This window comes from Methylomarinovum caldicuralii, from assembly GCF_033126985.1.
Taxonomy (GTDB): Bacteria; Pseudomonadota; Gammaproteobacteria; order Methylococcales; family Methylothermaceae; genus Methylohalobius; species Methylohalobius caldicuralii.
Genome location: NZ_AP024714.1, coordinates 1,682,203 through 1,694,650, shown reverse-complemented (window position 1 = coordinate 1,694,650; position 12,448 = coordinate 1,682,203). Strand labels below are relative to the sequence as shown.

The window sequence follows — 12,448 nt, the reverse complement described above, 5'->3', positions numbered from 1 at the left end:
CAGCATCAAGGACTGTCCATGCCTGAATCCTTCATCTTCATCGACGCCCTGCTGCGTCGTCCCGTGCCCCGCACCCCGGTCTGGTTCATGCGCCAGGCCGGCCGCTATCTGCCGGAATACCGCAAAGTGCGCGAGCGGGCCGGCAGTTTCATGAATCTGTGCACCAATCCGGAACTGGCCTGCGAGGTTACCCTGCAGCCGCTGCGCCGTTTCCGTCTCGATGCGGCGATCCTGTTTTCCGACATCCTCACCATTCCCGACGCCATGGGGCTGGGGCTGTCCTTCGCCGAGGGGGAGGGGCCGCGCTTCGCCCATCCCGTTCGCAGCGAGGCCGACATCGAGCGCCTGCCCCGCATCGATCCGGAAACCGACCTGAGGTACGTCATGGAGGCGGTGCGCCTGATCCGCCGGGAACTGAACGGCAGGGCGCCGCTGATCGGCTTTTCCGGCAGTCCCTGGACCCTGGCCACCTACATGGTGGAGGGGCGGGGAAGCCGCGACTTCAGGCAGGTCAAGACCCTGCTCTACGACCGTCCCGATCTCATGACCCGGCTGCTGGACAAGCTCGCGGAGGCGGTGGCCGACTATCTCAATGCCCAGATCGCCGCCGGCGTCCAGGCGGTGATGCTGTTCGACACCTGGGGTGGGGTGCTGCCTACCGAGGACTACCGCGACTTCTCCCTGGCGGCGGCCCGCAAGGTGCGTGAGCGCCTGCAGCTGGGCGCGGGGGAAAGCCGCATTCCGGCGATTCTCTTCACCAAGGGCGGCGGACAGTGGCTGGAGCTGCAGGCCGAAACCGGCTTCGACGCCCTGGGGCTGGACTGGACCTGCGACATCGGCCAGGCCCGCCGCCGGGTCGGTGACCGGGTCGCCCTGCAGGGCAACCTCGATCCCGTCACCCTGTACGCCTCGCCAGCCGCCATCCGGGAGCGGGTCGGCCGCATCCTCGAAAATTACGGGCCGGGCAGCGGCCACGTCTTCAATCTGGGGCACGGCATTCTGCCGGACGTGAACCCGGACCATGTCACCGCGATGGTCGAGGCGGTCCACGAACTGAGTCCCGCCTGGCACCGGTGAAGCCTTACCGGCTGCTGCTGTCCGCCGCGGTTTTCTTCACCCTGTGGTGGGGGGTGGATCTGGACCGTCCCGAAACCGGGGCGATGGCGGCGGTGGCCGGGCTGATGGCCTGCCTGTGGCTCACCGAGGCCATCCCCCTGGCGGTCACCGCGCTGCTGCCGCTGGTGCTGTTTCCGCTGCTGGGAATCGCCCCCACCAAGGCGGTGGCGGCCAAATACATGAACGCCACCGTGTTCCTGCTTCTGGGCGGCTTTCTCATCGCCCAGGCGCTGGAGCGCTGGCAGCTGCACCGCCGCATCGCCCTGGGCGTGCTGGGGGTGTTCGGCGGCAGGCCGGCGGCGGTGCTGGCCGGCTTCGTCTGCGCCACCGCCTTCCTGTCCATGTGGATCTCCAACACCGCCTCGACCCTGGTGATGCTGCCCATCGCTTTGGCGGTGCTGCTGTTTCTGCTGCCGGCCCGCCGGGAGGACGGCGGCCGCACCACGCTGCTCGATGCCGCTGTCTTCGCCCGTCTGCCCTGGGGGGTGGTGATCCTGTTCGGCGGCGGCTTCGCCCTGGCGTCCGGTTTCGTCGACAGCGGCCTGTCGGCCTGGCTGGCGGCGCGTCTGGGGGATGTCGCCGGGATCGGCCGCCTCGGGGCGGTGACCCTGGTGGCCGCCGGCATGACCTTCCTCACCGAACTGACCTCCAACACCGCCACCACCCAGCTGGTGCTGCCGCTGCTGGCCTCCCTCGCCCCCGTGCTGCACCTGGATCCGGTGTGGCTGATGCTGCCGGCGGCCCTGTCGGCCTCCTGCGCCTTCATGTTTCCGGTGGCCACGCCCCCCAACGCCATCGTCTTCGCCAGCGGGCGGCTGGCCATCGGCGACATGGTGAAGACCGGCCTGCTGCTGAACCTGGTCGGTATCGCCGTGGTCGTGGCGCTGACTTCGGGGCTGATCCCGCTGCTGTTCGAGGGGGCGGGCGGCTAGGCCGGCTCGCCGGTGCGGTCCAGCCCGGGCAGGATGCCGGTGACCAGAGCGAGGGGATCGCCGCTGCCGGGCGCGGCGGGCGGTTCGTCTGTCGCTGTCCGGCGCAGCAGCGTCACCGCCTCCGGCAGGGCGAACTGTTCCCCGAACTGGCCGGCGACGAAACGGCCGCCGCGGATTTCCCCCTGCGCCTCCAGACGGCGGTAGACCCGGACCAGCTCCAGCCACGGCGGCATGGCGGCCTCCCTGGCGGCCAGGGCACGGAAGACGATGCCGTAACGGCGCAGCAGAACCCGGGCGCGGTGCTCCACCGCGTCGGCATCCGTCCCGGCCGGCCGCAATCGCTGCCAGCGGCCGGCGTTTTCCAGGCCGGAAAGCAGGCGGCGATAACGGCGTTTTTTGGACTCCGGCAGCAGCAGCGCCCGCAGACCCTCGAAGCTGTCGCAGCTGACCTGCCCCTGGGCGGCCAGTTCCGCCAGGGCGTCCTCCAGCTGGCTCGGCAGCAGCCGGGTCAGTTCCTGGAGTTCGTCGAAGAACAGGGCGCCCTCCCGGGCCAGGGTTTCCAGCACCCGCAGGGCGGATGGCGACTGGGAGGCGGGGCGGTCGGGGTCGAGCCACAGGGGCAGGCGGCGGCGCGGCAGGAAGGCGACGGGCAGCCTGCGCACCGGGGTGCGTCTGCCGCTCGGGGTCAGACGGGCCCAGACGAAACGGCCCGACTGGCACAGGCGGTCGAGCCAGGCCGGGTCGTAGTCCGGCAGGCGGGCCGGCAGGAGCGCCCGTTCCCATACCGGTGCCGGCGCCTCGAAGCCTTCCAGCTGTTCCAGGACGGCCTTGAGGGCGTCGGGGCCGCGCAGCCGGGTGTCGGGATGAAGGTGCTGCCAGCGCTGCAGAAAAAAGGCCAGGAAGCGGGCGGACGACACCGGCTCGATCTCGGCCCGCAGCTTCTGCAGGGTGAGGCGGTGGATGCGGGCCAGCAGCCCCCGCTCGCACCAGCCGTAGTCGCCCTGAAGCACGCTGCCTTCCTGTTCCAGCCGCAGCAGGGCCTGTTCCACGGCGGCCGCCCCGACGCCGGTTGCGGCGGCCAGTTCGGCGGCGGTGACCGGACCGCTGATGCCGAGGCGGGCGCGGACGATGGCGGTCAGGGCTTCCTCCGCTTCCCAGGTTTCGGCCGCCAGCTCCGGCGGCAGTGCCGGAAGCGGCCGGGGGGGTTCCGCAGAGATCGACCGCCAGCGGGGCCAGTGCTCGGCGGCGATCCAGCGCGGTCCCAGGCGGCAGGCGCGCCCGGCGGCTTGGAGTTCCGTCAGCCAGGGGTGCCAGCCGGGCTCGATCTCCGTATCCAGCAGGTAGCCGCAGGCCAGGAGGGCGTCGAGCAGCTCCTCGGCGTCGCGGGGCTGGGGCCGGGCCTCGGCGCGGACCCGTTCGATGGCCTTGGGATCGAGGCGGGCCAGATCGCCGGCCTCGGCCGGGTCGAGCCAGCGCCGCTGGGAGACGGCCCGCACCCGGCGTTCCTCCAGCGGGGCGCCGTCGAGGAAGGCGTACACCCGCGCCCCCACCATTTCCGCCGCCAGGGGGGAGGGTTCCACGGTCTCCCGCGCAACCACCTCGATGGCGCCGGTCTCGATGCCGCGCAAAACGGCCTCCAGACCCTCGACGTCCATCGCTTCCCGCAGGCAGTCGTCGATGGCCTGCCGCACCAGGGGGTGGTCGGGGATTTCCCGGTCGCCCTGGATGTTCTCCAGGCAGGCGAGCTGGTCGGGGAACACCGCGGTGACCAGGTCCTCGGCTTCCATGCGCACCAGATAGGGCGGGGTGCGTTTGCCGGCGCGGAAGCGGCGCACCGCCAGGGAGATGGTCGCCACCGCGCGCCAGCGGGCGGTGAACAGGGGATTGTCGAAGATCGCCTGGGTGAGCAGGTGACGGACGCTGGCGCTGCTGAGAAACGCCTTCACGCTTTCCAGGGGAAAGCTCTGGCCGGATCCCAGCGACAGCAGCAGGGCGTCCTCGGTGGCGGCGGCCTGGAGCTCGAAGTTGAAACTGCGGCAGAAACGCTTGCGCAGGGCCAGGCCCCAGGCGCGGTTGAGGCGGCTGCCGTAGGGGCTGTGGATCACCAGATGCAGGTCGCCGGCTTCGTCGAAGAAACGCTCGAGGACGATGCGTTCCCGGGTCGGCATGGTGCCCAGGGCCTTGCCGGCGGCGGTGAGGTAATCGACGGCCTGGCGGACGGCCTCGGGATTGACCTGGAGGTGCTGTGTCGAGGCGGGTGGCGCGGGAGGGTGGGGCTCAGGGCGTTCGCGGCCCGGATGGCCGCGATTCGAGCCTCCAGGGAAGGGTTCACGGCGTCCCTGAGAACCGCCCTCCCGCGCCACTTCCCGACTTCCTGTCCATATTTCCTCCCGCAGCCGCGACACCGCATTGGCCAGCACTTCGCTGCGTCCGGGGGCTTCGCCGAACCAGAAGGGAATGGTGGGCGGCTGGCCCTGGGCGTCCTCGACCCGCAGGCCGTCCTTTTCCAGCCGCAGTACCCGCCAGCTGCTGTTGCCGAGCTGGAAGATGTCGCCGGCGAGGCTTTCGATGGCGAAATCCTCGTCCACGGTGCCGATGACCTCGCCGGAGGGTTCCAGGATGACGCGGTAGTCGGCGGTGTCGGGGATCGCCCCGCCGCAGGTGACCGCGGTCAGACGGGCGCCGCGGCGGGCCCGCAGGCGTTTCTGGATGCGGTCGCGGTGCAGGTAGGCGCCGCGGCGCCCGCGGGAGGTGGCGTAGCCTTCGGCGAGCATGGCGACGACCTGGTCGAAGGTTTCCCGGGGCAGACCGCGGTAGGGAGCGGCGCGGCGCACCAGGGCGTAGAGGTCGTCCTCGGAAAAGTCTTCCATCGCCACCGCGGCGACGATCTGCTGGGCCAGCACGTCCAGGTGGGGGCGGGCGATGGTGCAGGGTTCCAGTTCACCGCGGCGCACGGTGTCGATCAGGGCCAGGGCGGTGACCAGCTCGTCGCGGGTGGTGGGAAACAGCCGCCCCTTGGGACGGCGGCCCGGGCCGTGGCCGGCGCGCCCGATCCGCTGCAGCAGGGTGGCGACCGAGTCGGTGACGCCGAGCTGGCACACCAGGTCCACATCGCCGATGTCGATGCCCAGTTCCAGGGAGGCGGTGGCCACCAGGGCTTTGAGCTGCCCGGCCTTGAGCCGGTTCTCGGCCTCGAGGCGCTGTTGGCGCGACAGGCTGCCGTGGTGGGCGGTGACCTGGTTCTCTCCCAGGCGTTCGCTCAGGGCGCGGGCGACCCGCTCCGCCTGGCGGCGGGTGTTGACGAAGATCAGGGTGGTGCGGTGGCGGCCGATCAGCCCGGCCATGCGGTCGTGGATGGACTTGGCCGCCTCCTGGGACAGCACCGCCTCCAGGGGCAGGTCCGGCAGTTCGATGTCCAGGTCGAGCCGGCGCAGGTGGCCGGCGTCGATGAGGGTGCAATGCTCCAGGGGGATGGCCCCCAGAAGGAAACGGGCCACGGTTTTCAGCGGCCTTTGGGTGGCGGACAGGCCGATGCGGGTGAATTCGTGCCCGGTCAGGCGCTGCAGGCGTTCCAGGGACAGGGCCAGATGAGCGCCGCGCTTGGTGGCGATGACCGCGTGGATCTCGTCGACGATGACGGTCCGCACCGTGCTGAGCATGCGCCGGCCGCTGGCGGAGGTGAGCAGGATGTACAGGGATTCCGGGGTGGTGACCAAGATGTGGGGCGGGCGTTTGGCCATCGCCCGGCGGGCGGCTGTGCTGGTGTCGCTGGTGCGGCACTGGGCGCGGACGGGGGAAGCCAGGGTCAGCTGCTGCTGGATGGCCTGCAGGGGCTGGTTCAGGTTCTTCTCCACGTCGTGGCTCAGGGCCTTGAGGGGGGAGACGTAGAGCACCTGGACCGAATCGGCCAGGGTGCCGGCCGCGGCCCGGCGCACCAGATCGTCGATGGCGGCGAGGAAGGCGGCCAGGGTCTTGCCGGCGCCGGTGGGGGCGGCGATGAGGGCGTGGCGGCCGCGGCTCAGCGCCTCCCAAGCCTGCAACTGGCAGGGGGTGGGGGTGGTGAACGTCCCGCGGAACCAGGCGGTGACGGCGGGATGGAAACGGTCGGGAAAGGTCATGGCTGCAATAGGCCGCCCCGGTAGTCCGGGGCGGCATCCGGCCGGGTCAGGCCGCCTGCTGCAGGTTCCAGCCCAGGTTGAGGGGATCGCCCGGCGGGCCCAAGGGCGGGGTCTTGTCCAGCACCTCGAAGGCGTCGTGGCGGATGTGGTTCTGAGCCATTTCCTCCCGCAGCAGTTCTTCGGTGACGATGCCCTTTTCCAGGCATTCCTTGAGCAGGCCGAAGAAGAAGCGTTCCTGGTTGCGGTCGGGATGGCGCACGTACCTGCCCAGCAGGGCGTGATCGCCCAGCAGGCGCCGGCGGGCGCGCATCAGCCAGCCGATGGGGGGGAACAGGCGGAAGCGGTCCGCCGGGGTCCAGTCGATGGGAAGGCCCGTCTTCCAGGGCTGGGTGAGACGGCGGGTGTTGTGGAGCAGCTTGGTGGCGGGGGTCAGCCTGTCGAAGTCGTTCCATTCCGGCTCGAACAGGCCGATGCTGTCCTTGGGTTCCTTGCGCAGGCCGATCCAGTCCATGTAGTCGAGCTTGAAGTCGAACATGGCGCGGAACTGATCCTCGCAGCGCCAGTGGGTCAGCTTGGCGTTGTCGAGCAGCATGACGCTGGAGGCGTAGCAGCGGTCGAGCCACCATTTGGGACCGGAGCGGGGCCGGCACAGGATCGCCTTGCCCTGCATATCGCGCGACAGCAGTTCCCACACGTCGCCGACGGCGAAGATGTCGGGATCGACCACCACCGCCCGGCCCCGGTAACCCATCAGCTCCGGCGGCATGAAGCGCAGCGGGGTGAAGGACTGGAGGTCGTCGTTGCGCCAGATGCGCTCGACCCCGTCGCGCAGGAAGGGTTTGCCCTCCATCTCCTGGAAGAAGGGGTAATCCTTGTGATGGATGATGCGTACGTCGAACTTGTCGGGATTCGCCGAGTTGCGCTTCATCGAATACTGGGCCACCAGGGCGCCGATCCACTGCTTGTGGTTGGTGTGGACGAAGACGCAGTAGTCTTTGGTTTCGCTCATGGGGTCACCTCGCTTCGGTGTAGCCGTAGACCGGATCGAGCCGGCTTTCCACCAGTTCGTTGATCCGGGCCACCTGCTCGTCGTCGAAATAGTCGCGCCAGCCGCCCACCTTGGCGCGCCGGACCTTGTAGGAATTGGGATTGGACTTGTCCTTGGGGACCATGCGGCTGCCGCTGAGCCAGAATTTCTTCTCCTGCTCCAGCTTGCGCATGTTCTCCACCGAGGCGTAGTCCACCGCGTCCCGGATTTGTTCCTCGGTGCCGGGGGTGCCGAGAAATTCCGTCAGGCGCCGCAGCTGGCCGGGGGTGTCGGCGCGCAGGTCCTCGTAGCGCACCAGCAGGAATTCCTCGATCCTGGGCATCTCCCGGGCCCACAGGTTCAGGAAGTCGATGATCTTGGGGAGACCTGCGGTTTCGTGCATGACGAAATCGTACAGGGAGATGTCGGCCCCGTGGGGCGGGTACTGATTGAGCTTCTTCTTCGCCGGGCGCATGCGGAATTTCCACTGGAAGAACTGGGACACGGCCACGTCGCGGGGGTCGCGGGCCAGCAGCACCACCTTGTGGCCGTAGTAGTCCTGCTTGGAATCGCGGTGGCCGGTGTAGTCCTTCAGATAGTTGTCGTGGGTGAAGAACAGCTTGGGGATGGCCGGGTCTTTGCGGTGCAGGTTGTCGAAACCGATCAGCTGGTCGCCGGGCAGGCCGTGCCGGGTTTTGTAGAAACGCGACAACATCACCCGCAGCCAGGTGCGGCCGCTCTTGCCGTAGGAGACGATGACCGCATCGCAAAGGCGCAGTTTGCGCGCTTCCTCCTTGCCGCGCAGGTAGCGCTCCAGGGCGATCTTGCGTGCTTCCGGGAGGAAGAAGGCCAGTTTCAGGGTCAGTTGCCGGGAGAGGATTTTCCAGAGGTTGTACATGGGCCGTCGGGTTTGGGTTGAGGAAATTTCGGATAGACTGTAGTGGATTTGCAAAAAAAATACAATTTGTTGTTTTTTGTCTGCTATACTCTCTACCGCCTCCTTAAGCGACAAGGGAATGATGGGGTAAACGGTGATGAGACGCCAGTCACAATCGGCTGCCACAGTCACGCCACGGGTTTGGGTGCTGTTGAATCACCGCGCCGGTGAGAACAACCAGATCCTGGCGCTGGCCGAAGCGCTCGGCTGGCCGTTCGAGATCAAGCGCTTTACCTACCGCCGGGGAGTTCCCTATCTGCTCCTCGGTGCCTCTCTTGCCGCCATCGACCGCCTGCGTTCCGACCCGCTCACCCCGCCGTGGCCGGATCTGATCATTTCCGCCTCCGCCCGCAACGAGGCCATCTGCCGCTGGATCCAGCGTGAGGCCGCCCGCGACGGCCACCGGGTGCGGCTGGTCCATATCGGTAGACCGTTCAACCGCCTCAATCGTTTCGATCTGGTGATCACCACCCCCCAGTACCGCCTGCCGCGGCGGCCCAACGTGCTCCACAACACCACCACCCTGCACCGGGTGATGCCGCAGCGGCTGGCCGGGGAGGCCGCCCGCTGGCAGGATCGGTTCGCCCATTTGCCCGGGCCCAAGGTGGCGGTGCTGATCGGCGGCTCCAGCGGCCCTTACGTGATGAACGCTGTCGCGGCCCGGGCGCTGGCGCGGCAGGCCCAGGCGCTGGCGGCGGGCAAGGGTGGCAGCCTGCTGGTGACCACCAGCGCCCGCACCCGCCGCGGGGTTCTGGAGGCGTTTCTGGAAAACGTCGAGGTGCCCGTGTGCGCCTATCAGTGGCGCCGCGACGATCCCGACAACCCCTATTTCGCCTATCTGGCGCTGGCGGACGAAATCGTGGTGACCTGCGACAGTCTGTCCATGCTGACCGAAGCCTGCGCCACCGGCAAGCCCGTCCATCTGTTCGATCTGGAGGCGGTCCGCCGTTCCCCCTGGGACTGGCACCCCGAACGCCTGCGGGCGGCGCTCTATCGCTGGGCCATGGACTGGCTGCCCAAGCGTTTGACCCGCGATCTCTCCCTGGTTCACCGTCAACTGGCGGTCGAAGGACGGGTCGTCTGGCTGGGGGAGACGGCCCGGCCCGTCACCCCCCTCAATCCCCCGTCGTTGACCGACATCGAACGGGCGACAAGACGCGTCCGCGCCCTGTTTCGGGAACAGCCCCGGATTCAGCCGCTGCTGAACGCCGCTTTTTCCTGACCCCTCCCGCTTGACCCGCTTTCCCCTTTGTGCCTACGATGGCGCCTGATCTTCGCCGTCGGCGGGATCGCTTGCGACCAAGAATAAGCATCAAAGGGGAGAGAGAACGTCATGAGAATCGGGGTACCAAGAGAGGTCCACGAGGGGGAGCGCCGGGTGGCGACGACCCCCCAGGTGGCCGAGCAATTGCGAAAGCTGGGGTTTACGGTTGCCGTCGAGAAGGGCGCCGGGGAAGCGGCCAACTTCCCTGACGACGCCTATCGTGAGGCCGGGGCGGAAATCATCGACGATGCCCGCCGGCTGTGGGCCGAGTCCGACATTGTCCTCAAAGTCCGCCCGCCCGAGGTCCATCCCTTCTGCGGCCCGGAAGTCGAACTGTTGCGGGAAGGGGGGACGCTGATCGGTTTCGTCTGGCCGGCCCAGAATCAGGATTTGTTGCAACAGTTCGCCGCCAGAAAGGCCACGGTGCTGGCGATGGACTGCATTCCGCGCATCTCCCGCGCCCAGAAGATGGACGCCTTGAGCTCCATGGCCAACTGTGCCGGCTACCGGGCGGTGATCGAGGCCGCCGAACATTTCGGTAGTTTCTTCACCGGCCAGGTGACCGCCGCCGGCAAGGTGCCCCCGGCCAAGGTGCTGGTCATCGGCGCCGGGGTGGCCGGGCTGGCCGCCATCGGGGCGGCGGTGGGCATGGGCGCGATCGTGCGCGCCTTCGACGTCCGTCCCGAAGTGCGCGACCAGGTGGAAAGTCTGGGGGCCGAGTTCCTCCAGGTGGAAATGGACGAGGAGGCGGTCAAGACCGAAGGGGGATACGCCAAGGAGGTCAAGGAGGCGTTCATCAAGAAGGAGATGGAGCTGTTCGCCCGCCAGGCCGAGGAGGTGGACATCATCATCACCACCGCCCTGATTCCCGGCAAGCCGGCGCCGACGCTGATCACCGCCGGCATGGTGGAATCGATGAAGACCGGCAGCGTCATCGTCGATCTGGCCGCCGAGCAGGGCGGCAACTGCGAACTGACCGAGCCGGGCAAGGTGGTGAAGAAGTACGGGGTCACCATCGTCGGCTACACCGATCTGCCCAGCCGCATGCCCACCACCGCCAGCCAGCTCTATGCCACCAACCTGCGCCATCTGCTGGGCGAGCTTTGTCCGGAGAAGGACGGAATCATCCACGTGGACATGGACGACGTGGTGATCCGCAGCGCCACCGTGGTCAAGGAAGGCCAGATCACCTGGCCGCCGCCGCCGATTCCCGTCTCCAAGGAAGAAAAGAAACCGGCCGCTCCGCCGCCGGTGAAGGAAAAGCAACCGGAGGCGGAGAAGAAGCGGATTCCGCAGGAATGGATCACCCTGGGGTTGATGGCCCTGGCCGGCCTGGGACTGTACGGCCTGGGGCTGGTGACGCCGCCGGAATTCCTGTCCCACTTCACCGTGTTCGTGCTGGCCTGCTTCGTGGGCTACATGGTGATCTGGAACGTCACCCCGGCGCTGCACACGCCGCTGATGAGTGTCACCAACGCCATCTCCGGCATCATCGTCATCGGTGCCCTGATCCAGATCTCGTCACCGGGCATCGTCCTGAAACTGCTCGCCTTCATCGCGGTGCTGATCGCCAGCGTCAATATCTTCGGCGGTTTCTGGGTGACCCAACGCATGCTCGGCATGTTCAAAAAAGGACAATAAAGGAGGTGTGACATGCCAGAGAGCGTCATTATCGTTTCCTACATCGCCGCGACCATCCTGTTCATCCTCGCCCTCAAGGGGCTGAGTCACCCGGAAACCGCCCGCATGGGCAACCTGTTCGGCATCGTCGGCATGGCCCTGGCGATCATCGCCACGGTGTTGTCGGACAGGGTGAACGCCTACGGCCTGGTGATCGCCGCCATGGCCATCGGCGGGGCGGTGGGCATTTATGTGGCCCGCAAGGTGCAGATGACCCAGATGCCGGAGCTGGTGGCCATCCTCCACAGCCTGGTGGGGTTGGCGGCGGTGCTGATCGGTTACGCCAACTATCTCGATCCCACCGCCGCCTTCGAAGGGGTGGCCAAGACCATTCACGAGACGGAGATCTATCTCGGGGTCCTGATCGGGGCGGTGACCTTCACCGGCTCGGTGATCGCCTGGGGCAAGCTGTGCGGCAAGATCTCCGGCAAGCCGGTGCTGCTGCCCGGGCGGCATTGGATCAACCTGGCGCTGCTGGTGGCGGCGGTCGTGCTGGGCAAGTGGTTCCTCAACGCCGAGAGCATCGGGATCGGCCTGATCCCGCTGATCCTGATGACCCTCATCGCCTTCGCCTTCGGGGTGCACATGGTGATGGCCATCGGCGGCGCGGACATGCCGGTGGTGGTGTCGATGCTAAACAGCTACTCGGGCTGGGCGGCCTCGGCCACCGGTTTCATGCTTTCCAACGACCTGCTCATCGTCACCGGCGCTCTGGTGGGCTCCTCCGGGGCCATCCTCAGCTACATCATGTGCCGGGCGATGAATCGCAACTTCCTCAGCGTCATCGCCGGCGGTTTCGGTACCGAGGGCGGTGCGGGCGCCGCCAGGGTGGAAGGCGAGGTGCAGGCTATCGATCCGCAAGAGGCCGCCGCCCTGCTGGAAAACGCCAAGAAGGTCATCATCGTGCCCGGTTACGGCATGGCGGTGGCCCAGGCCCAGTACGTGGTTGCCGAGATCGTCAAGACCCTGCGGGAGAAGGGCGTGGACGTGCGTTTCGCCATCCATCCGGTGGCAGGGCGGATGCCGGGGCACATGAACGTGTTGCTGGCCGAGTCCAAGATCCCCTACGACATCGTCTACGAAATGGACGAGATCAACGACGCGTTCCCGGAAACCGACGTGGCGGTGGTCATCGGCGCCAACGACATCGTCAATCCGGCCGCCGAGGAGGACCCCGACAGCCCCATCGCCGGCATGCCGGTGCTGGAGGTCTGGAAGGCCAGGACCTGCATCGTCCTCAAGCGCAGCATGGCCACCGGCTATGCCGGCGTGGACAATCCGCTGTTCTTCCGCGACAACACCCGGATGCTGTTCGGGGACGCCAAGGATAGTCTGGAGAAGGTGCTCGGCGCATTAAAGCACTCATAGCCTCTC

The 12,448-nt window shown here is 67.7% G+C and carries 8 protein-coding genes; 5 read left to right on the top strand and 3 right to left on the bottom strand.

The genetic code is table 11. The features are described from left to right. The first annotated feature begins 18 nt into the window (after positions 1 to 18). Entirely contained in the window at positions 19 to 1,077 is a 1,059-nt protein-coding gene (gene hemE, locus MCIT9_RS08620) for a uroporphyrinogen decarboxylase (RefSeq protein WP_317704492.1), read from the top strand. Beyond that, a complete protein-coding gene (locus tag MCIT9_RS08615; protein ID WP_317704491.1) occupies positions 1,074 to 2,048 on the top strand; it encodes an SLC13 family permease in 975 nt (324 codons plus the stop codon). The genes hemE and MCIT9_RS08615 overlap by 4 nt, the downstream gene beginning before the upstream one ends. Here MCIT9_RS08615 and MCIT9_RS08610 read toward each other — a convergent pair. From MCIT9_RS08610 to MCIT9_RS08600, 3 genes are read right to left on the bottom strand one after another with little or no spacing between them, the layout of a single operon-like run. Next, positions 2,045 to 6,166: a DEAD/DEAH box helicase gene (locus tag MCIT9_RS08610; protein WP_317704490.1), complete on the bottom strand. Its 4,122-nt coding sequence runs from the start codon at positions 6,164 to 6,166 to the stop codon at positions 2,045 to 2,047. The two genes, MCIT9_RS08615 and MCIT9_RS08610, sit on opposite strands and share 4 nt — an antisense overlap. 46 nt (positions 6,167 to 6,212) lie before the next feature. Beyond that, positions 6,213 to 7,175 (bottom strand): hypothetical protein, encoded by a 963-nt coding sequence (locus tag MCIT9_RS08605; protein ID WP_317704489.1) that lies wholly within the window; start codon positions 7,173 to 7,175, stop codon positions 6,213 to 6,215. Positions 7,176 to 7,179: 4 nt separating this feature from the next. After that, positions 7,180 to 8,091 carry a sulfotransferase domain-containing protein gene (locus MCIT9_RS08600; RefSeq protein WP_317704488.1) on the bottom strand — a complete coding sequence of 304 codons (912 nt, stop codon included), beginning with the start codon at positions 8,089 to 8,091 and terminating at the stop codon, positions 7,180 to 7,182. Positions 8,092 to 8,275: 184 nt separating this feature from the next. Here MCIT9_RS08600 and MCIT9_RS08595 point away from each other — a divergent pair, with 184 nt between their 5' ends. From MCIT9_RS08595 to pntB, 3 genes are all read left to right on the top strand, one after another. Next, positions 8,276 to 9,352 (top strand): mitochondrial fission ELM1 family protein, encoded by a 1,077-nt coding sequence (locus MCIT9_RS08595; protein ID WP_317704487.1) that lies wholly within the window; start codon positions 8,276 to 8,278, stop codon positions 9,350 to 9,352. Positions 9,353 to 9,463: 111 nt separating this feature from the next. Further along, entirely contained in the window at positions 9,464 to 11,035 is a 1,572-nt protein-coding gene (locus tag MCIT9_RS08590; RefSeq protein WP_317704486.1) for a Re/Si-specific NAD(P)(+) transhydrogenase subunit alpha, read from the top strand. A gap of 12 nt (positions 11,036 to 11,047) precedes the next feature. Beyond that, positions 11,048 to 12,442, top strand: coding sequence for a Re/Si-specific NAD(P)(+) transhydrogenase subunit beta (gene pntB, locus MCIT9_RS08585; RefSeq protein ID WP_317704485.1), 1,395 nt, complete (start codon positions 11,048 to 11,050; stop codon positions 12,440 to 12,442). Positions 12,443 to 12,448 lie beyond the last annotated feature (6 nt).

Excerpts from the sequence above, each read along its gene's own strand:
- MCIT9_RS08610 (WP_317704490.1), bottom strand. The coding sequence starts at position 6,166 with ATGACCTTTCCCGACCGTTTCCATCCCGCCGTCACCGCCTGGTTCCGC.
- MCIT9_RS08600 (WP_317704488.1), bottom strand. The coding sequence starts at position 8,091 with ATGTACAACCTCTGGAAAATCCTCTCCCGGCAACTGACCCTGAAACTG.
- pntB (WP_317704485.1), top strand. The coding sequence starts at position 11,048 with ATGCCAGAGAGCGTCATTATCGTTTCCTACATCGCCGCGACCATCCTG.
- MCIT9_RS08605 (WP_317704489.1), bottom strand. The coding sequence starts at position 7,175 with ATGAGCGAAACCAAAGACTACTGCGTCTTCGTCCACACCAACCACAAG.
- hemE (WP_317704492.1), top strand. The coding sequence starts at position 19 with ATGCCTGAATCCTTCATCTTCATCGACGCCCTGCTGCGTCGTCCCGTG.
- MCIT9_RS08590 (WP_317704486.1), top strand. The coding sequence starts at position 9,464 with ATGAGAATCGGGGTACCAAGAGAGGTCCACGAGGGGGAGCGCCGGGTG.